Origin of the sequence: Lysinibacillus sp. KU-BSD001, assembly GCF_042920265.1 — a bacterium.
GTDB lineage: Bacteria > Bacillota > Bacilli > Bacillales_A > Planococcaceae > Lysinibacillus_B.
On the sequence record NZ_JBDQZI010000008.1, the window covers coordinates 81,208 to 101,501 of the forward strand.

The 20,294-nt window shown below is 37.4% G+C and carries 18 protein-coding genes; 9 read left to right on the forward strand and 9 right to left on the reverse strand.

The annotated features are described in order from the left end of the window. Positions 1 to 74: 74 nt before the first annotated feature. Positions 75 to 1,766 carry a methyl-accepting chemotaxis protein gene (locus AAGS61_RS12915; RefSeq protein ID WP_391372443.1) on the reverse strand — a complete coding sequence of 564 codons (1,692 nt, stop codon included), beginning with the start codon at positions 1,764 to 1,766 and terminating at the stop codon, positions 75 to 77. 401 nt (positions 1,767 to 2,167) lie between these two features. On the opposite strand from AAGS61_RS12915, the gene AAGS61_RS12920 reads away from it, so the two are divergent. Then, positions 2,168 to 2,953 (forward strand): SMI1/KNR4 family protein, encoded by a 786-nt coding sequence (locus AAGS61_RS12920; RefSeq protein ID WP_391372446.1) that lies wholly within the window; start codon positions 2,168 to 2,170, stop codon positions 2,951 to 2,953. Between the two features lie 409 nt (positions 2,954 to 3,362). Continuing rightward, complete coding sequence (locus AAGS61_RS12925; RefSeq protein ID WP_391372449.1) at positions 3,363 to 4,037, forward strand: DUF554 domain-containing protein; 675 nt, start codon at positions 3,363 to 3,365, stop codon at positions 4,035 to 4,037. A 90-nt stretch (positions 4,038 to 4,127) separates the two neighbouring features. On the opposite strand, the gene AAGS61_RS12930 is transcribed toward AAGS61_RS12925, so the two are convergent. After that, on the reverse strand, positions 4,128 to 5,936 hold the full coding sequence (locus AAGS61_RS12930) for an alpha/beta fold hydrolase (protein WP_391372452.1): 1,809 nt from the start codon (positions 5,934 to 5,936) through the stop codon (positions 4,128 to 4,130). A 654-nt stretch (positions 5,937 to 6,590) separates the two neighbouring features. Next, positions 6,591 to 7,661: a nucleotide kinase gene (locus AAGS61_RS12935; RefSeq protein WP_391372455.1), complete on the reverse strand. Its 1,071-nt coding sequence runs from the start codon at positions 7,659 to 7,661 to the stop codon at positions 6,591 to 6,593. Between the two features lie 214 nt (positions 7,662 to 7,875). On the opposite strand from AAGS61_RS12935, the gene AAGS61_RS12940 reads away from it, so the two are divergent. From AAGS61_RS12940 to AAGS61_RS12960, 5 genes are all read left to right on the forward strand, one after another. Then, the gene (locus AAGS61_RS12940; RefSeq protein ID WP_391372458.1) at positions 7,876 to 8,403 is read left to right on the forward strand and encodes an RNA polymerase sigma factor; all 528 of its coding nucleotides are present in this window, start codon (positions 7,876 to 7,878) and stop codon (positions 8,401 to 8,403) included. Further along, a complete protein-coding gene (locus tag AAGS61_RS12945; RefSeq protein ID WP_391372460.1) occupies positions 8,369 to 9,460 on the forward strand; it encodes a TIGR04104 family putative zinc finger protein in 1,092 nt (363 codons plus the stop codon). Before AAGS61_RS12940 ends, AAGS61_RS12945 begins: the two co-directional genes overlap by 35 nt. Positions 9,461 to 9,736: 276 nt before the next feature. Then, positions 9,737 to 10,282, forward strand: a complete 546-nt coding sequence (locus AAGS61_RS12950) for a sigma-70 family RNA polymerase sigma factor (protein ID WP_391372697.1) — start codon at positions 9,737 to 9,739, stop codon at positions 10,280 to 10,282. Beyond that, positions 10,248 to 11,063: an ABC transporter ATP-binding protein gene (locus AAGS61_RS12955; protein WP_391372462.1), complete on the forward strand. Its 816-nt coding sequence runs from the start codon at positions 10,248 to 10,250 to the stop codon at positions 11,061 to 11,063. The genes AAGS61_RS12950 and AAGS61_RS12955 overlap by 35 nt, the downstream gene beginning before the upstream one ends. After that, the gene (locus AAGS61_RS12960) at positions 11,063 to 13,528 is read left to right on the forward strand and encodes an FtsX-like permease family protein (RefSeq protein WP_391372465.1); all 2,466 of its coding nucleotides are present in this window, start codon (positions 11,063 to 11,065) and stop codon (positions 13,526 to 13,528) included. Before AAGS61_RS12955 ends, AAGS61_RS12960 begins: the two co-directional genes overlap by 1 nt. A gap of 67 nt (positions 13,529 to 13,595) precedes the next feature. Here AAGS61_RS12960 and AAGS61_RS12965 read toward each other — a convergent pair whose 3' ends face one another. Beyond that, positions 13,596 to 14,600, reverse strand: a complete 1,005-nt coding sequence (locus AAGS61_RS12965) for an EAL domain-containing protein (protein WP_391372468.1) — start codon at positions 14,598 to 14,600, stop codon at positions 13,596 to 13,598. Beyond that, positions 14,597 to 15,496 carry a MerR family transcriptional regulator gene (locus AAGS61_RS12970; protein ID WP_391372470.1) on the reverse strand — a complete coding sequence of 300 codons (900 nt, stop codon included), beginning with the start codon at positions 15,494 to 15,496 and terminating at the stop codon, positions 14,597 to 14,599. Before AAGS61_RS12970 ends, AAGS61_RS12965 begins: the two co-directional genes overlap by 4 nt. 146 nt (positions 15,497 to 15,642) lie before the next feature. Between AAGS61_RS12970 and AAGS61_RS12975 the strand changes: the two genes are divergently transcribed. Together AAGS61_RS12975 and AAGS61_RS12980 are read left to right on the forward strand one after the other, a co-directional pair. Then, complete coding sequence (locus tag AAGS61_RS12975; protein WP_391372473.1) at positions 15,643 to 16,956, forward strand: protoglobin domain-containing protein; 1,314 nt, start codon at positions 15,643 to 15,645, stop codon at positions 16,954 to 16,956. 99 nt (positions 16,957 to 17,055) lie between these two features. Continuing rightward, a complete protein-coding gene (locus tag AAGS61_RS12980) occupies positions 17,056 to 17,520 on the forward strand; it encodes a hypothetical protein (RefSeq protein ID WP_391372475.1) in 465 nt (154 codons plus the stop codon). 117 nt (positions 17,521 to 17,637) lie between these two features. Here the strand turns inward: AAGS61_RS12980 and AAGS61_RS12985 are convergent, their stop codons facing one another. The 4 genes from AAGS61_RS12985 to AAGS61_RS13000 are packed head-to-tail and all read right to left on the reverse strand — an operon-like array spanning position 17,638 to position 20,279. After that, the gene (locus tag AAGS61_RS12985) at positions 17,638 to 18,510 is read right to left on the reverse strand and encodes an ABC transporter permease (protein WP_391372478.1); all 873 of its coding nucleotides are present in this window, start codon (positions 18,508 to 18,510) and stop codon (positions 17,638 to 17,640) included. Next, complete coding sequence (locus tag AAGS61_RS12990) at positions 18,507 to 19,415, reverse strand: ABC transporter ATP-binding protein (protein WP_391372480.1); 909 nt, start codon at positions 19,413 to 19,415, stop codon at positions 18,507 to 18,509. Before AAGS61_RS12990 ends, AAGS61_RS12985 begins: the two co-directional genes overlap by 4 nt. After that, complete coding sequence (locus tag AAGS61_RS12995; protein ID WP_391372483.1) at positions 19,396 to 19,830, reverse strand: DUF3021 domain-containing protein; 435 nt, start codon at positions 19,828 to 19,830, stop codon at positions 19,396 to 19,398. The genes AAGS61_RS12990 and AAGS61_RS12995 overlap by 20 nt, the downstream gene beginning before the upstream one ends. Continuing rightward, positions 19,827 to 20,279: a LytTR family DNA-binding domain-containing protein gene (locus AAGS61_RS13000; protein WP_391372485.1), complete on the reverse strand. Its 453-nt coding sequence runs from the start codon at positions 20,277 to 20,279 to the stop codon at positions 19,827 to 19,829. The genes AAGS61_RS12995 and AAGS61_RS13000 overlap by 4 nt, the downstream gene beginning before the upstream one ends. Positions 20,280 to 20,294: the final 15 nt, after the last annotated feature.

A 20,294-nucleotide genomic window follows, 5' to 3' on the forward strand; every position in this document is an offset into this window, starting at 1 on the left:
TGATACGATAAGTCGCCGCTTTGTATTGCATATTACTTTAGTTTCGCAGTGAAGTGTCATCGTTCTAAAAAAGATTAAAACTTAAATTTCCCTACTTCATCATTTAACGTTAAAGCAAGTTTACTCAATTCGTCCGTTGAGCCTGTAATTTCCTCCACAGAAGCATATTGCTCCTCAGAAAGTCCTGCAACAGTTTGTGCTTTTGAGGCGGTGTTTTCTGTAATAGACATTACTAATTCAAAGGAAGTATTGACTTGATCAGCACTAGCGGCTATTTGTTCGGAAATAGCGGATACTTCTTGGATTTGACTGGCTATAGAATAAGTAGAGTCCAATATTTCTTTAAATGCCCCTCCTGTATGTTCAATCATTTTCACACCATCTAATACACTTTCCGTAACATGATTCATTTGCGTTACTGTTGCAAGTGTATCAGATTGGATCGATTGAATAATTTGTGTAATGTGCTGGGCAGATGTATTGGATTGTACAGCTAGTTTTCGCACTTCATCGGCCACTACAGCGAACCCTTTTCCATGTTCTCCAGCCCGTGCAGCTTCAATGGCAGCATTCAATGCTAACAAATTTGTTTGGTCTGCTATATTGGATATGGCAATAATAATTTTCTCGATTTCTTTTGAACGTTCATTCAGTAATACAATCGATTGTGCCGTCTTTTTCACCGTTTCTTCAATTGTTCGCATTTGACCGATTGCTTGCGTAATACTTTTTTCGCCCATTTGTGATTTCTGTGTTGTCTCTTCCGAAGATTGTGCAACAGAAGACGTATTATGAGCGATCAGCTGAAGTCCTCTAGAAACTTCCGTAATTGTTTGCGTACTTTCTTGTATTTGTTGCAGCTGCAGATTTGCCCCATTTGCTACTTCTTCAATAGAAGAACTCACCTGATGTGCTGCTTCACTCGTTTGTGCTGTACTAGCTGCTAATTGTTCAGAAGAAGCCGTTAAATTTTCACTTGCTCTACTTACGGTTGTTAAGATTTCTCTTAGATTAATGGCCATTTGATTAAATGAAGACGCCAACTGAGCCACTTCATCTTTTGACTTGACTGTTAAGCTGTCTATTTTTAAGTTTCCAGAGGCAATTTCATCTGCCGCTTGTGTCAGCTTTGCTAGTGGCTTCACTTTCATGTATAAAAGGATAAATGCAATAAGGATAGAGACAATGACAAGCGAAGCAGAGACTATTAATATGATTAATCCCGTATGTACATTTTGTTTGGTCTTTGCCACTTTGGCATCTGTCCAAGAGGCTAGTTTTGTATTAAATTCCACTAAAGATTGTTCAATGATGCCTTTGTTGATTTTATATTTTGGACCAAAAACGAGAAATCTTGCTTCTTCAAAATCCCCTTCTGCCACTGCTTGGATGGCTTCTTCTTCTAGGGATACTAATGCGCTGGAATTTTGATATGCAAATTCAATCAATTCCAATAATTCAGTAGGAACCTCGAGTTGTTGGAGGTTATGAAAAATGCGTTCTTGTGTTTGAGTTTCTTCTACTTCTTTCCAATAATTATCGTAGTGTTCTTTCTCTCCGAATTGCGTATATGCTCTTACTTCGTTTGTTATGTAATCAGAAGATGATTGCAGTTGGTTGACTAATGAGGTTACCTCTTCATCTAAGGCTAAAGCATCCGTTTCGCTTTCTAAATGTTTTAATAAAGAATAAATACTCCAACCATTTACCATTATTAAGATGAACGTAATGGTTGCGGTAGTTTTTAATAATGTACTAATTTTCATGTAGTATCTCCTTATGCGATGCGCATTAACATTTTCTTCAATATAAATAGTTAGGATCATAGTTCATAAAAGAGAATTAACAGGGCTGAGCAATACGCCTTTTGCATTTTAGTAAACAAATTGAACAGCATATATCCGATGAAATATGACTAAAGTTAACAATTAATAGGTAATTATTCATTATTGTACCATTAGTTTGTAAGTCGAAAAGTAATGTTTTTGTATAGATATTATTACATTGTAAACAAGAATCACATGTTCATTATAATTTTCACTGTTATGACAGGATTAAGAGGTTGAAATCGTAGATAACAAGTTGATGTAAAAGTGTAAAATACTGTGTATAGTAGTTGTTGAAATAGTGGGGTCTACCATTATATTTCGAGAGGAGTACATAAACGATGAAAAAAATATGGCGAGAAGAGATAGACTATTACCGATTACCCACTTTAACAGATGAACTCGTAGCTTTTGCAGAGGAGAAGTTGAACATCACATTACCACAATCGTATATTAATTTATTGAAAGAGCAGAATGGTGGATATATTCACTATAATGCATTCCCTTCTAATGTCCCAACTTCTTGGGTAGACGATCACGTTCAGGTTGAATATATTTTAGGGATAGGGGAGGAAGAAGGTATACTACAAAGTGAATACTTCATTCAAGAATGGGATTTGCCGAAAAATATTGTGTTGTTTTCAGGAGATGGACATTCGTGGCTTGCTTTTGACTATCGGTATACAAAACAAGAGCCACCGATTATATATATTGATGTGGACTATGAGCAGGTGATTGAATTAGCACAAAACTTTACCACATTTTTAAATAGGTTATACATAGCAGAAGTTGAAGTGGACGATGCTCCCTTTGTCCCATTTGAAATCAACTTGACGATTGCAGAAGTGGAAGCAGCGTTAGCATCTAATCAGGAACAACAAATTATTTTAGGGTTGAACTACCTTCACGAAAATACAAGAGGCAATGAACAATTAATCGAAAACAAAATCATTACACTCTTGCAACATCACAATATTGAAATTAAACAATTAGCTGCTAATTTTGGGCTGCATTTTTATGATAGCGGAATTTTTTCTCCTAAAGGTGTGGAAAAAATGGTGTCTATTATTCGGCAGGATGAAGAAATCGCTTATTATGCAGAAAATAGATTTGGTGAACATGCATAACAGACTAAGTACGGAAACACCGCGTTATTTGAAAAGGAGTGTAGTCATCAAGTATATGATGAGGTGAATCGTATAAGCTTAAAAGGCTGGCGTATATGTTTCTTTATGTGCCAATTGATAGGAGTTATCCCCATTACTTTAGCTGCTTTTAACATCGGTAGAGATTTTATGTCACAATACATATTTTATATTGTAGCCATACTTTGGATTGGCATCATCGGTAACTATATCGTCAAAAAGGTTGAGCAGAAAAAAACATAAGGCTTTTTGAGGTTGTCGGCAGTTTATGCGGCAACCTTTTTCTATAAATAAAATAGGTGAATACTTGTGGAATATATTGTATGAAAATAGAAGGTACTATGACGTGATGGTGTACTTTTTACTATAATACATGATAAGGAGGTGCGAAATGTTTGGAACGATTGTGAATGTGAGCACGATTATTATAGGTACGATCATTGGCACGGTGCTTAAAAAGGGCATTAAGGAAGAGTATCAAACAGCTTTATTTAATGCGATGGGTTTTGCGGCTGTTGCGTTAGGGGCGAATGCGATTGTTACGAATATGCCAAATAGTATATTTCCCGTGCTATTTATTATTAGTTTAGCTGTCGGCAGTTTAATCGGAACTATACTCGATTTAGAAGGGCATTTTAATCGGCTTGTCGGACGTTTTGGCAATTCAGAGCTGAGCAAAGGCTTATCCACTGCGATTTTATTATTTTGTGTGGGGACGTTATCGATTTTAGGACCGATTGAAAGTGCGTTACATGATAATCATACATATTTATTGACGAATGCGACGCTTGATTTAGTGACCTCCATGGCACTAGCCGCCACGTATGGGATTGGTATTATGTTTTCGGCTGTCGTTCTTTTTTTATGGCAAGGTGGTATTTATGTAAGTGCGCAGTATATTGAACCTTTTTTAACGGCGGAACTTATGACAGAAGTGTCCATCGTTGGCGGTATTTTAATTTTTGCATCAGGCTTATCGATTTTAGGTATTAAAGATAGCAAAACCGTGAATATGCTGCCTGCGCTGTTTATTCCTGTTGTTTGGTTTATTATTCAAGGATTATAAAGAGTATTGTTGAAAGTAAGTATTTTTATCGTAAGTACAGGCGGCTAAACATGTAGCCGCCTGTAAATATTTATAGAAGTGTAAATGTGATTATTTTTCTAAAATAAACGAGCTGATGTCTTCCACTAGCCCTTCAGCAAGAGGGAGCGTTGGATTTGAATAAGTGTCCATATTCCCTTTTGTGTCAGTTGGTGCTTCTTTTAATACATGGTTCATCGTATCCAAATAAACGACCTCAGCACTTGGATTTGCTTTACTTAGACGCTCTGCATCAGTTACTTTTACTTGTAAATCATTTTTCCCTTGGATAATAAGTGTTGGAATGTCCAAAGATTTTAGAACATTAGCCGGATCATACTGTAACCAAGAAATGAGATACGGCTGAACAGATGGTCTAAATAAGGAATACAATGTTTCCGGTACATCGTCCACAAGCTCGCCTTTTTTCAATGACGCTAATATATCTTTACTTAAGTTTAGTAAGTCTGCTGGTAGTTGAGGTGTTAATTGTTCCATTAATACTTCATCAATTGGACGCCCTGCACCAGCGATGGAGATGATGGAATCGACTTTTGTAGATGTAGCAGCAACCATCCCTACTAATGACCCTTCACTATGACCAATGACATGCACTGCCGAGAAGCGTGCATCGGTATTCACTGCTTTCACAATACTTTCGACATCTTGTGCAAAAGTATTAAATGTTACATCTTCTTCTTTTTTAACGAGGCTAGCATTATCGCCCACACCACGTTTATCGAAACGAATTGTCGCGATTCCTTGTGCTGCTAAATCTTCCGCAAGCATTTTTAAGCTATTATTTTCACCAAGAACCGTATTACCATCTTTTGTTGTAGGACCTGAGCCTGCAATGATAATGGCAACAGGAACGGGTGCATTTGCTTCAACAGTTGGCCATTCTACCGCTACTTTTAATTCGCCATCTGTAACAGGGACTGCCCATTCTTCATATGTTACTTCCGGTGCTTCGGAAGGCGCTTCGTAAGGTGTGAATGTCACCGGGAAAGTCATGCCGTTTTGTGTGAAAGTAGCTGTTATTTGATTTTCTTTTACAGTCCCTTCAACGATGATGGAAGAACCTGCTAAATCAATCTCCATACGAACAGCATCATCTTTTACAGTTACCGATTTAATAGGGTAATCGGTTAGTCCTTGTGCTGGAACAGAGAATGTACCAGTGCCGTCTTCTTTTAATGTTAATTGAACACTTAAAGGAATTTGAGGAATGTCAATCGTCCCACTCCAATGACCGATATGTTGGTTCATAACTGACTCCTTCTCGCTATGCAGTAGTCGATATAAAAATAGCGCATAATGACCTCTTGTTAAGTTTTCATTTGGCTCGTAAAGCCCATTGTTCGCTACCGTTGTAACCCCTGTCCCAGCAAGAGCCTGAATATAGTCGTTACTCCAATGGCTTGCTGGTACGTCTTGGAATGTATAAGTTGTATCAGCTTGTAAATTAAAAGTAAGTGCTAATATTTTAGCTATTTGAGCACGTGTGATCGGCGCATCAGGTTTGAATGTCTGGTCTTGATAACCGTCGATAATGCCCGCACGATAGGCATTTTGAATTGCTTCATAATAAGGATGTGTAGTCGGTACATCCTTGAAAGTTTTTCCATCACGAACAGGTGTCAAATCCGCAATTTTACTTAAAATCGAGAGCACATGTTGTCTAGAGATGGTTTCTGTTGGACGAAATGTTTGATCACCATATCCGGTAATTATATTTTGCTCCTTTAAAAATTCCACTGCCTCTGCATATGGACTTGACACGGAAATATCAGAAAACGATGTTGCAGCACTTGCCGGTACAACAACTGCTGGCACAATAAGTGCTGATGCTAAAACAGATGTATAGATTTTTTTCTTCATTTTTTATTCCTCCGATATTATTCTATTAAACTGTTAATCATTTCATATACGGATAAAGCGGATAAATGTTTCAAAAAATAACTGTAGAAGAAATGATTTCCTCTATAAGTCATTCTATAAATTCATATAAATTTCCTTTATGTATATAAATCATCTTAAAACTATCGATATTGAACAGTCAAAACAAACTAGTGTGAGCAAAACCCTGCCGTATCCGAGCAAACGCGCGCGGTAAACGGTCAAAAAGCTAAAGTATCCGAGCAAAAAGTCGCTGCATCCGAGCAAAACACATCGGTGCGAGCAAAACCCTGCCGTATCCGAGCAAAAGTGCGCGGTAAACGGTCAAAAAGCTACGGTATCCGAGCAAAAAGTCGCTGCATCCGAGCAAAACAAACCGGTGGGAGCAAAATACTACCGTATATCCAGTCCAAATCCTACATTGAACCGTTCAAAAACATTTATTTTTAGCGGAAATGCAAGCAAATGAGACGATAAGCTCGCAACACGGAGGCTGATTTTTAAATTCAATTGTTATGTTGGAACATTAAAATGCACATATACAAAAAATATTATGTTAAATAATAGGGAAGGTGCTAGGTATCAGGTGTTGGGTTTTCATCCCCAAGCAGTAGTACCTAGCACGATTTTACAGTTCTATATTAGCTCGAATAGCTTCGCTGTCCGTTTTTCCAATTCGTTTAGATTTAGTGCATCATCGACCATTTCTCGGACTTTTCGTTCTTCCTCGGCATATAGTTTGGCAAAATGGGTTGCTTCGCTGATGGCAGCTTTGTATTTAGCGACAATGTTCTTAATATTTTCTTCCTCTACTGTTGTTGGCTGGCAGTGCTTGGCAATGTCAAAAATGGCGTCACCTGAACGATTTTCATCCGGGAAGTAGACATGTGGCTCGGTGCTATCAAAAATACAAAACTTCAATTCAGGTAAAATAACCATATCAATTGAATTAGAATCTAACCCACACCACACGAGTTGCACATCAAATCCACGGTTTAATGCTTCGTTTGCTAGTTTTTTCATCATAGAAGACTTTCCTGTACCGGGATACCCCTTTATGAACAATCTTTTTTCCAAATTTTGAGTAATGCTTTGCACGGTATCACGAGCTCCTGCAGGCGTTAATGTACCAAGCAGTCGATGGGTTAATGTAGAAGGCTTCTCTAGCTTTTTCTCTTCAAAAAGATGAGTGACTAACTCCGCATATTGCTGATCTAATCCTTTCCAATTCATCTGTTTTCTCGTTTCCACTTCCCAGTCATCATGGATATGAATAGCGTTTGCGAGCGCGGCGAAGCATTGCTGATAATAGGCTTTTTTTGTTTCTATTAGCGTGAGAAACGTTTCATTGGGGGCGAGCTTTTGCTTATCTACACAATCAGAAAGGGAAATGACATGGTTTCGCTTATTTATAAAAGTAGGTTCAATCGTTAGGTGTGTTGCCTGAAGAAATAAAATAGGATGCAGTGTTTTTACAAATACCGCTTCAATTGTTTGTTCAAATAGAGGATCGTGAAAATATTCGATTTCAGCACCCTTTTCATGGTAGTAGTTACCTAATTTTTGTAGAAGTGTAGCTACTTGAAAGCCGTGTACCCCTTTTAAGAGATATACGGTTTCTGCTTCATTCATTAAGTCTTTATAAATATTTTTCATGCCTTGCCCGGTCATGGCGTGCCCGAAAAAATGTGTAACAGTCTTACTCAAAACGTCATCCTTCCATCAGCTTATTAACCTTATTTTTATGTGAATAGCCTACAAAAGGTACCAAGTATGTGGGGACTGGCTCGTTTCGAAGGGGAAATATGTACCTGATTGTAAAACGTAAAGAATCTAGTCCTAATAAGTGCAGAATTTTTTAGGAAATTTTGCATCCGTTATCCAATTACTTCCGTCAATACAGGTGAAAGGAGGGCGCAACATGGATATTCAGCAATTAATACATACATATAGTGATTATTTATATAGAGTTGCTTTTATTTATACGAAAGACGCCAGTGCTGCTGAAGAAGTAGTGCAAGATGTGTTTTTTAATTATTATCGTAAACAGTCCCAATTTAAAGGGGAAGCGAAGTTGAAAACTTATTTAGTTAAAATGACCATTAATCGTAGTTATGATTATTTACGTAGTTGGAAAAATAAGCGCCTAGTCTTATTAGAAAAAATTCATGGAAAACCTAGTGCAACAACTGAGCAACTACTACTTAATATGGAAATGCGCGGGGAAGTCACGCGAGCTGTCCTTGCACTGCCAGTAAAATACCGGGAAGTCATTGTATTGTATTATTATGAAGATTTTTCGATAGGTGAAATTTCTGCTTTAACAAGTGTGTCAGAGTCAGCGTTAAAATCAAGGCTCCAGCGTGCGCGTAAAAAATTAAAAATCATATTACAGGAAGAGGAGGTTTGGGGGCATGAGGAAAGAGCAACTAACAAGGGAGCTAAATAGTGTACGATTATCGGATGAACAAAAGGAACAAATGATACAGCAAACTATATATGGTCATAAGAGAAAGCAGAGTAGCTGGGGCTATCGATTAGTTTTACCAAGCTTTGTTGTTATGGCAATTTTCTTTGTCATGTTATCACAAACGTCTCAAGCACCAAATATGACGACAGCAGGAGAAGCTGTACTTGAGGTAACACATGAAAAATGGTTCGATGAGACGCTTATCCTTTTTGCAGTGAATGTTTTTCTTATAGTGACAGCGATTGGACTAAGTATTCGACTTTTATTTGTAATCGAACGTTGGCAACACATTCCACGAGTTATACGAGTAAAACAAATTTTACGAGAGCATAAAAGACTATGGAAATTACATGTCGTGGCCTTTATTTTAAGTATCTTTACTTATCCGTTTTGGTTTGGTATGCCATTTTTTATTGTTGGGGAATTTTTATCCATAAATAATGCCATTGGGATAGCAGCGATTGCATTACTATTGAGTGCAATGGTCGTTACATCGTATTTACTACTAATTTATATTCTAGTGGCAGTTCGTATTGACTTGGTAACTTGGAAAGATGTTGTACGCTGGCAAGTGTATACGATTGGTGCTGTGTATATAGGCTTACTTATGTTTGCTATCCCATTTATGGGGAGTAATCCATTTGCATGGTTGATCAATTTGCTTTGTTTGTTAATTACATTAAATATTTGTTTACTCATCACATTTGAGTTACGCAATGTAAAACAACCGACATGTCCTCATTGTCAGCACATTTTTACGGCGACACAAAGTAGAAAGAAAATTTATATGTCTTTTCGGATTAAATGTGATAATTGTCAAAAGCAAATTTATTTAACAAAAAAAGCACGGATGAGCACGTCTATTTTTTCATTTTTAGCACCTTTTCTTTTAATATTACTACCGAATATTTTTAAGCCTTCTTTTATCACGATGATTATCATATTCATTGGCTTTTTCTGTTATTTTGTATTTTATTATGCACCACGTGTTGCTGAATTTGAAACCGACGAAGAAGAAATTAAACCGTTATGGTGAAGGGATTATAAAATATCCTTTAGTTGTTCTTAATTAGTTATAGATAGAGTAGGTACTCCAAACCTTTTCCATAGAGCGGATAAAAGTTGATTGGAGTGCTGGAACGGAAATCAACATTTCATCCTTTTGATTGTATAAATAAAAAATTATGAAAGAGTGCCGGGTGCTATGTATAGCACCCGATATTTTTTTTGAAAATGTAAAATATTTGAATCGAAATGTCATTTGTAGGAGTCTAATGGGTGGAAGGGGGCGTTTCATATCGTTACAAAGCACATCAATTTAGTCCAGCTTGCCCAAGAAGGGGACGAGGAAGCGTTTTATGAACTAATCGAGCCATTACAAGGGCAGCTTTACCGCATTGCCTTTGTGTATGTGCAAAATGAAAATGACGCTGTCGATATTTTACAGCAATCAATGATACGAGCGTATGAAGGGATTCAGCGGTTAAAAGAGCAACAGTATTTTACAACATGGATGACGCGTATTGTGATTAATTGTAGCAAAACATACATAGCGAAAAAGAAACGAGAAGATATGATTGAACCAGCTGAACTAGATTTACTAGAAGGACCATCTTCTAGTCATATTGAAGAGGAGCTCGATTTATGGCAGGCACTGTGCCGATTAGAAGAAAGGTATAAAACAGTGTTGCTACTCCGGTTTTATCAAGATTATTCCGTCAAGCAAATTTCAGCCATTTTGGAATGTCCAGAAGGTACGGTGAAAACACATATTCGACGAGGGTTACAAGCTTTAAGACAACAGTTAAAGGGGGCGTACATAGATGAATGGGTTCAATCCGTTGAAGACAGTCATTGATAAAATTCCGATTCCGACGCAGCGGTTAACAGAAGTGTTAAGAGTAGAGGGGATATCGAAAGTATTTAAGCAAAAGGAACATACGGTCAATGCATTAAAAAATATTCATTGTACGATTTATCACGGTGAAATGGTGGCGATTATGGGCACGAGCGGCTCGGGGAAAAGTACCTTTTTAAATATGATTAGTGCAATTGATGCACCGACAGAAGGGAAAATTTTATTGTTTGGGGAGGAAGCAAACGATATTTATAAAGAGCCTAATGCATCAAAATTTCGAAAGGAAAATATCGGCTTTGTGTTTCAATCATTCCACTTACTGCAAGATTTAAATGTAGAAGATAATATTGCCTTGCCCCTTATTTTAAATGATGTGCCGAGTAAGGAGATTAAAGCGCGGGTAGAGCAAGTGATGAAACAACTACATATAGACAAATGGCGAAAGCATAGACCACATGAGTTGTCGGGTGGGCAAAAACAGCGAGTGGCGATTGGCCGAGCGATTATTACGAATCCGCCCATTTTACTTGCCGATGAGCCAACTGGAGCACTCGATGTCAATACGACCGATGACATTTTGCAGCTACTTGTATCATTGCAAGAGAATATGGAGCAAACGATTTTACTTGTGACACATGACCCATATGTAGCGACCTACGCAAATCGCGTGTTGTTTTTCCACGACGGAGCGATTATGGATAGCTATCACAATCAAAAAACAGCAGAGGATTTAGATGCGATTGTTGCTAAGTTTAAGGTCATTTCAAGAGGTGAGCACTAATGTTTAACCTAAAAGCAATTGCTCTAAAATTATTTCGAGCAGCGTCTACACAAATTATGACGAGTATTAGTATTATTACAGTTTCTGTGTGCTTAATACTGACGATGTCCATGTATATTTGGAATGCAAAAGCACAAATGCAGGAAGAAATTTACGCGTTATTTGGTGAAGCAGAGATGTTTGCTGGTTACAACCCAGAACAAGCAAAATGGGTAACAAGTGAGCAATTAACTGCCATCACAGCGATGGATGGTGTAACTGGGGTATCACCAATCCTTCTTACACATACAAGTGTTGAGGGACAATTAGATAATGTATATACAATTGGAGTGGAAAATGACGACCTTGTAAAAAGTCGCTATCATTTCAATGAGAATATTGAAGCCAACGAAGTCGTAATTTCAGAAAAAATTGCTCAGCTTTCCAAAAAACAAGTAGGTGACACAATCGATATTGAATCTAATCCCTATATAGTGAAAGAAATTTTAACACCTTTACCTAATGCGTCAGATGTAAAAGCAATCATATTAGCAAATGATACAGTAAGAAACTGGCTGACGATTAAAGATTATGAAGTCGGTGTGTATACGCTAATTGATATTGATAAAAGCGCTTCACCACAACATATTACCGAGCTTTTACAAGGATTAGACAATGAGCTACGGATTGATATTGTAAATGAATATGATTTCGCCAAACAGAATTTCCAAGCGTTATCAATTTTTATTATTGTTTTATCCGTTTTTGTTTTATTGATTACGGTAGTATTACTCATCTCAACATTCCAACTTGTTTTCTACAAATTGAAGGAACAACTAATGGTATTACGTGCACTTGGGGCAACAAAACATCAAGTTGGACAAATCGTACAAACACAGCTGATGACAATTTTGACAGTCGGTTTGCTGAGTGGGGTATTGTCAAGCTTAGCGGTTATAAAATTGTGGTTGCCATTCCTTGTTGAAACAATGCAACTGCCAGCAGCGCGGACGGAATTTCCTATCTGGCTAGTATTGATTATTACAGCAGCTATATTTGTCATATTACAGGTGGTGATTCAGTGGCAAGTTCGAAAAAGCATGCGATTATTACCGTTACAAATTGCAACGGATAATTATTCAACTGCATTACGACTGACAAAAGGTAAGCGCTTTGCCATGTCCCTTGTATTCGGTAGTGCAATGCTATGTTTTTTACCTGCAATGGTTGGTATAAATTCAGGAGAAAGAGATTTATTAATATTAATTGGCAGTTTATTGATGAGTTTAATTATTCTTTATACGATGCCATATATATTTACCTTCTTACTAAAAATAGGAATACAACCAGTACGCATATTACTTGGGAAAGAAGCGTATTTAGCTTGTCAGCAACTCATGCCTCAAGTACGCAAAAATATGCCGATTGTGTTAAGTATTATTGGCTTAATGGTTATTCTTATTTTCGGGACAACCTTATTTAAATCTGTTCAAGAAAATGAAAAAGATTATATCGATTATTTATTTGAAACACCGATTGCTATTAAAAATGACTTATGGGATCCGACCTTTCCGAATGAGGTTGTAAAAGATATTGAAGCGTTACCATCTGTTGATTTTGCCTATGCGAGAAGTAATAATTCCCCAATTGACTTGTTTATGAATAACGATTGGATCGGGGCTCAAATGACAGCTGTAGATATAGAACAGTTAATAGAGCGCGGCAAAATAGATGAAATAACAGGTGATATTAGGAACGGGATGATTGTCACAACCGACTATGCTGCACTACATGAATTAACGATTGGCGATGAAATTCGTTTAGGTGTATGGAATAATGCATACCAAAGTGTAGATGAAATCTCTTCAGCAGAAGTAGTTGCGATTGTTGAACCGAAAACGATGGGGAGTGAGGTGTATCTTGACTGGTCATCTGAAATTGTGCAAACATCACCATACGTTATTGTAACAGATGTTATGGTCCAAACAGCTCATATTCAACAAACATTAAATGAATTAAGCTTTTTACACGAGCAATGGCCAGCACTCACATTTTCTGATTATGACACATACATGGAAGAAAATAATAAGATGTTTTACCAACGTTGGAGCTTATTTGTCGGCGTTTTAGTTGTCCTAATTGTCGCGACATGCTTAGGGGTAATTCAAACATTATTGCACACGATCTACAGTAAGCGCGTGGATTATGCTACTCAGCGACTCGTTGGGCTATCACCAAATGGGTTAATGAAGCTGATTTTATCCCAAGTATTGTTGTTTGTTGTATATGGGCTTGTAGCTGGAAGCATCATTGGTACAACATTTACAAAATTGTTAGCGCTTGTAGATGTTGGTTCGGAAATTGTGTTCAATGTAAAAATACTGCTGGTTGTAAGTTTACTATTTTTATTTACGATACTAGCCGTTTTCTCTCTACAAAGTTATTGGATTAGTCGGAAAAAATTAGCCGATGAGTTGGTAGAGTAAGCGCACTGAATTTAGTATATAAAACACCCATCCTCATGAAAAGATGAAGGGTGGGTGTTAATGTTGCTTATGAAATAGCTTGCCAATCAATTTCTGTAATCGGTACTGCACTTGGTTTACTAAATAAGTAGCCTTGAAATAATTGATAGCCAAGCCCTTTTAAATATAAATAGTCTTCTCTTGTTTCGATGCCTTCAGCTAGAGGGGTTGCGCCAATTTCGTTTGCTTTTTCTAAAAAGAATTGAGCGACGGACTGTAAATGAGGATCGTGTGCTACACCGTCTACGAATTTACGATCTAGTTTCATATAGTGTGGTTGCAAATCTGCTAGTAAGTCAGCTGTACTAAAGCCTTCGCCCACATCATCTAGCGCGTATTCAAACCCTTTTTCACGATAATAAGCTAAAATCCGTTTTAAATGCGGCAGATCGTCTACTTGTTCTGTCTCTACGACTTCAAAAATGAATCGTTTTGGTTCGATGTTTAATTGGCGAGCGACTTGTTCTGTGGAACGCAAACAAAATTCAGGTGCATAAATGGATGTAGGGATAAAATTAATAAAGATTTTCCCCGATAAAAACTTTCCATAACGAACAGCTGTTAAGCGACATGCACGGTCAAGTGCATATAGGCGTCCACGCAATTTAGCTGCTTGAAAAACAGGATAAGGTGATAGGATGTCCCCGTTTTCTGCGATGAAGCGTGCTAATACTTCATGTCCAAAAATCGTTTTGTCTGCTTGAATGATTGGTTGCGAATAACAGATGATTCGATTTTGTTTAATAATTGCATCTACCCATGAAGCGCTGAATACATGATGCACTTCAGATAATGGTAACCAATCTTCATCAACAGTAAAAGTAATATTTGATATATCCCCGAAATCTTCACAAAAATCAGTGAGTTCATGCATCGCTTCTTCACATACGACAAGATAGTTATCTTTTTCTACGACATCATAACTTAAGCGCATTAAATGCTCAGTTAGTAGGGGAATGATTGCTTCGTTTTTCTCCCCGGTTAATTTTACTTGGAATTGGACAGAGCCGACAATACAGTTTTTACATGTCATATTTCCACCTCGTTTAATATATCTTGTAAATCATTAATATAACGAATTGTATGTAAAGTGTGTGTTTTTAAATACTCTTTTGTGCCACTTCCACCAATAAACATATGAACTTCAGGGTAATCTGCTGCAAATACATCAAGTGCTGGTAGTACATCCGGATAGGTTGTAAATGGTAACTCACTCATAGCCGAAAGTAATACCACTTTTGGCTTAAAATAAATAATTAGCTGTTCAATGGCTCCTGGAGCAGGTGAGCTTGAAATTAAATATACACGATATCCATGCATTTGCGCCTTGAGCAACAAAATACATAAAGGTAAATCATGGGATTCACCAGGCAAGCAAGCACCAATCAACAACGGGGCATCATCTGGCATATGCATGTCATTCCGAAGACCGACTAAATAATCTCGAATAACGGTGGAAGAAACACTCTCTTGAAAAGGATTCCACCTATCTTTTTCCCATCTGATACCGATTTCGAACATAACAGGAACGACGACTTCATCTAAAAAACGTTCTATCCCTAGTTTATGGTGTGCCTCTTGCAAAATTCGTTTAATCGAAATGACATCACAAGTTGAGCCATATTCAAGTAAACGTATACAATATTCATTATGAATCATTGGTTCGCATGATTCAAGTGTAGGTAATGGTGTGTTTTCCTGATGGGCTTGTATAGTTGCTTGTTGAATTGTGAGCCCTTTATCTACAAGGTTACGAACAGTAAGTAGTATTTTAACATCTTTTTCTGTATAAATACGACGCCCATTAGGTAATCTTTGGGGTGTTACAGTATGGTAGCGGTCTTCCCATTTCCGAATGGCCGGTTTAGATAAACCAGTGATTAATGATACTTGTTGGATGGATAACATTTTTTCATTGAAGTTAGACAAAGTGTTTGCCTCCATTTCCAAGTTTTTATACGTATAATACATGGAATGTAAAAAATATTCAATTTTTTTGTCTCGTTTTTGTCTAACTTCAGCTTCTGATTATTTGACAATGTTTTTTTTCAATTTATAATGGAATTATACTCTAAATGAAGGAAGATGATGGTATGTTTGGTCTCTTTATGAAGAAACAACAACAACCAATAAACAATTTGGATCATTTTCAGCCTGTAATTGATAAAAAAGAATTAGGTGCCATTCAAAAGCAATTGAATTTAATTAATTTAACAGATGAAGATTTCAAAACACTTATGTCATTTCAGTCAACAATTAAGCAACATGTGAATGAAATTACAAATGTATTTTATGATAAAATCCTGGAAGTACCAGAGTTAAAGCAACTCATTGAATCACGCAGTAGTGTGTCAAAGCTAAAAGCGGTTGTTGGTGAACATACGATTTCAATGTTTAATGGTCGATTAAATGAAGAAGTGATAGAACGAAAACGTCATTTAGCACGCATCCATTTTAAAATGGGGTTAGACCCGAAATGGTATATGGGAACGTTTCAACAGATGCAAGAAATTATGGTTCGTATTTTAGTGGAGGAGCCTACTGTTCAGGTGGAGGCATTGCAAATTGTAACGGTTGTGTCCAAGTGGATCAATTTTGAGATGCAAATTGTATTAGAAGAGTATGAGCGTGAAAACCGTCGTTTAATTGATGCGCAATATACAGTTGTGAAAGAAGAGTTAAAGGGCAGTATCTCATCGATTAGTGAAGATTTAGCACGGCTAACCGATGAAACTACGAATCAAATGGACAACATACAGTGTTCAACCACTACACTGAATCAAAATATTACAAACAATGTGGAAACTGTGAAAAATGTTTCTGCTCGTGCCGTGCAAGGAAGTAGTTATATGAAACAACTAGAACAGCAAATTGCACAAATGGTGACGAAAATGGATGATATGACTGCTGTAGCAAATGAGCTAGCAACGTCTTCTCAAAAGATTTACGATGTGTTGGCGATTGTTCAGTCTATTGCAGATCAAACGAATTTACTTGCCCTCAATGCATCGATTGAGGCAGCAAGAGCAGGTGAATACGGCAAAGGTTTTGCAGTTGTGGCACAGGAAGTCCGTAAACTAGCAGAACAATCGAAGCAATCGGTCGCCCATATAGCAGAGCTTGTTAACACAACCTCCCGTTTATCGCTGCATGTCAGCTCTTCTTTAAAGGAAGTAAAAACGGCTACCGCAGAAAGTCAAACGGTATCTTATGATGCACAGGCAGAGTTTGACCACATTTTACAAGAAGTCGAGCATAATGAAAAGGCGATTCAACTCATAGCAGCCGAGCTTAAACAGCTTATAAATGGCGTAGAAATAATCGATCATGAAATTCATCAAGTGTCCACTACTGCCGAAAATCTATATAACACTGCACGTAATTTGTAGATACAATGTATTTTCATAGCTTTATAGACGAGTTGAATTTTATATGAATAATGCCTACAAAAATCACGACAGATGTACTTATATTTTGGAGGGGGTTAAATGTCACGCTTTATCTTCCATACGCTTGTTTATAGTATTATCGCAGGTATCTTTTTAGGATTGTTAATGAAATGGATGCAATATGTGACAGGCTATAAAATCTATACATTATTGATGAATGTGGACTATATTCCCATTGTAAAAGAGTACACATTCCCAGAGTGGGTGGAGTTTACGTTTCATCTTATAATCGCTGTGATTTTAACGTATGTCATCGTATGGATTGCTTGGAAAAAGTCCTTTACAAGTAAACAACTCATTTCATTTACAGTTATTGTGAATATAGTCATTGCGATAGCGCTGTATCCAACGACTGCATTATCAGATCGTACACCGCCCCTTTTGTCGGTGCCATCCTTTGGTTTATGGCTAGTAGCGCATATTGCATATGGTGTAGTGCTAGGCATTTTGCTCGCTCGGTTAGTGCCGACTCGTTTGAAAAATAGGAGAGAAGGGGCCGTCTGAAAAGACATTTTGAGACGGCACTTGCGACCACCGCAGGAGCAATAGTTCTTAATGGATCATGATGAAGGATTAAAGAGGGGGTTCTGAAAGTTTTTACTTTCTGTACACCCTCTTTGTTTATTTATTTTTTAGTTTAAAGATCAGAAGGGAGATTGTTGCTAGTGCAATGGTCGAACCAATGATTACGATATAGCTCACACTTGTTGATAAAAGGGTATTGTTCCATTCATAGACTACACCGAAATTCTTTTTATATTGTGCCAGTACTTCCGGAGTACCTGCAAATACGTTGTCTAACGAATGGACCATTAATTTCTCTCGGAATAATACGGTCGAATGGCTAATCGGAAAAAACATGATGACGTTTTGTACCGCATTGGGTAATGAGCCCATCGGTACATATACGCCGCATAAGAAGCCGATTGCTGTTCCGATAATTGTGTTCAATGTTGAAAAAGCGGTTTGTGTAGAAACGAGTAATGTGAAAAATAAGTTAAACATGCTACTAAGGGACACGGATAATGCAATAATGCCAACGATTTCAATAAATGTTCCAGCATCCACCAGATGACCGCCTGTTGAAACAATAAACAGTTCACATAAAATAAATGCTACGACAGATAAAATAAACCCGATCATCCAAGCATTTGCAACATAGCTGAATTGTAGCGTTGCACGAGAGGTAGGAGCGGTCAAGAGATCAGCCAATCCCTTTGTTTCTAAATCGCGAATGTAAATGCCGAATGCCGCAAGCGTTGTTGTAACGGTCACGATGGATAACAACCCAGCTACCATCCATTCATTGACAAGTGTTGTAATCTCAGAAGAAGCGGGGACGATTTCTTCAATAGCATCCACTTGTAATTTTTGTAGAAACACGGCATATAAAGTAATCACAATTAATACGGATAAAAAAGAAAATAAAACAAGCGTTTTATCGCGGCGATATACTTTATTGTGGCGGTTGATTAGACTAAATATAGTACTCATATCGCAACTCCTTCTTCATTAATACACATAAATACATCGTCCATGGAACCTTTGATTACTTCAAATGACGCTAAATTTTCTTCTAGTTCCTTTAAAATATGCAGTGCATCTATTGTGGAACGAATACGGACATAATACACGCCATTTTTCTCTTGGAACGTGAGGTTTTGGTTTTGCAAATACTGTTCCCCTATCGTTTGATCTTTAAATAGCAATGTCATTTGGTCGAATGCATACTGATCTTTTAACGCATGCGGTGTCCCTTGTGCGACAATTTCTCCTTGTTTAATAATGACAATATCATCTGCGACCGCTGCTTCCTCCATGTAATGAGTTGTTAAAAAAATCGTCATATCGGTTTCTTGTTGTAGCTTTTTAATCGCTTCCCAAACGAAAATGCGTGTTTGGGGATCAAGTCCAGTTGTAGGCTCGTCCAGAAACAAAATACTTGGTTTATGGATGAGGGCACGGGCAATATCTGCACGGCGTTTTTGACCACCTGACAAACAGCCATATTTTTTATGTTCGATATCTGCTAATTGTAAATAGTGCGATACGAAAGCATAATTTTCTTGTAAGGTTGTTTTTGTTAATTTGTACATATTCCCTCGGTGCATAATATTTTCATACACGGATAGTTGACTATCTAAAATACTTTGTTGGAATACAACCCCGATTTCTTTGCGAATCGCATCCTGATTTTTTAAGGGCTGTCCTGCGATGGTTACTTCACCAGCCGTCTTTTGAGTAAGCGTGCACAGGATCTCGATTGTCGTTGATTTGCCTGCGCCATTCGTGCCTAAAAACGCAAACAATGCGCCTTTTTTGACAGAAAATGATATGCCTTTCACAGCTTCATAGTTGCCGTATTTTTTACGCAAATTATTAACTTCTATGCTGTTCATCTTCTCGCCTTCTTTCTTGAATTAATTGATTTAATTGTGCTACTTCTTGTTTCATTAAAATATAAATAACGACCCAAATAATGAGGTAGGCAATGACTTCATTTATAAATACTTTCATGATGGAGCTTGGTTCATTGAAGTCAAACCATTGACCAACGATCCCTGCAGACATGACGACGAATGTAACGACCGTAAAATGTATAATTGTCGCGATAGTAAAAGGGAGTTTGTCTACTACATAAATGGTCGTAGCAAGACCGATGACAATGCCCATGACGATCGCAATGAGTAACTGATGCAGTAGCTCGTCACCGGAAATAGCACGATTCTCAGTAAAGATACTTAGCGTTACAATAATATAAGATGTACTTAATGAGATTAATACACCTAATAAACAGCTTCTTAAGTACGTCATCCGTTTTCTCTCCCCATCATTAATTTTTCCTTCAGTAGCTTAAAATATTTCCGACTAATATGTATCGTTGTTTCGTTGTCTAGTAAGAGTTGCGGGGTAGAGACAATGCCCATTTGAATGGATACAATCTTGGATAAATTCACGAGTGTAGATTTATTCACTTTGACAAAGCTCGCTTCAAACAATGCTTCAAGCTCATATAGTTTGCGCTTTGATTCAAATTCCTCTTCTGCTGTTTGAAAATACACTTTTCCATCTTCCACATAAATCGTGAAAATATCCTCTAATTTCAACATGCGAATTTCTGTAGCATTATAGCCGTCGATCATAGAGATTTTGGGGGACTTTAATGTTTTCATGAGCTGCTCTACTTCATTTGTATAAGCATCTGTAAACACATGTACCTCTATTTCTTTATATTGCTCATGAACGGTTAGTTGGACTTTCATTTGCAAAGCTCCTTT